The sequence below is a fragment of the Bacillus sp. LR--39 genome, from assembly GCF_053613335.1.
Genome location: NZ_JBSIOT010001708.1, coordinates 1 through 502 on the forward strand (window position 1 = coordinate 1; position 502 = coordinate 502).

A 502-nucleotide genomic window follows, 5' to 3' on the forward strand; every position below is an offset into this window, starting at 1 on the left:
GTTCGCTTACAGCCTCTGTTCCGCAGGGAGCCGTTTTTCAGGCGAAACCGCCCGGCTGTACCATTACAGCATATCAATCCGGCAAGGTCTTGTTTCAAGGCAAAAACGCAGCGGCAGAATCCGCACGCTGGGGAACAGCAGAGCCGGAAAAGAAGAAAATGGCCAAAAAGCCGGCTGATTCCCGCTATGCCCCTCCGGCAGATATCGCCGGAATGTCTGTTATCGGTTCTGACGAAGTCGGAACCGGAGATTACTTTGGCCCAATGACGGTTGTATGTGCGTACGTCGACAAAACCATGCTTCCTTTAATGAAGGAACTCGGTGTTAAGGATTCTAAAGATTTAAAAGATCCGCAAATCATCGAGATTGCCCGAAACCTGATCAAAACTATTCCATATAGCCTGCTGGTTTTAAAAAATGAAAAGTATAACAGCATGCAGGAAAAAGGCATGAGCCAAGGGAAAATGAAAGCTTTGCTGCACAATCAGGCGATCACCCATTT

1 protein-coding gene is annotated in these 502 nt (G+C 47.8%); it reads left to right on the forward strand.

Annotation, left to right across the window (positions count from 1 at the left end; translation table 11 throughout):
* Positions 1-502, forward strand: a 502-nt coding sequence (gene rnhC, locus ACWHAR_RS32690; protein ID WP_452089124.1) for a ribonuclease HIII, incomplete at both ends; no start/stop codon positions are given.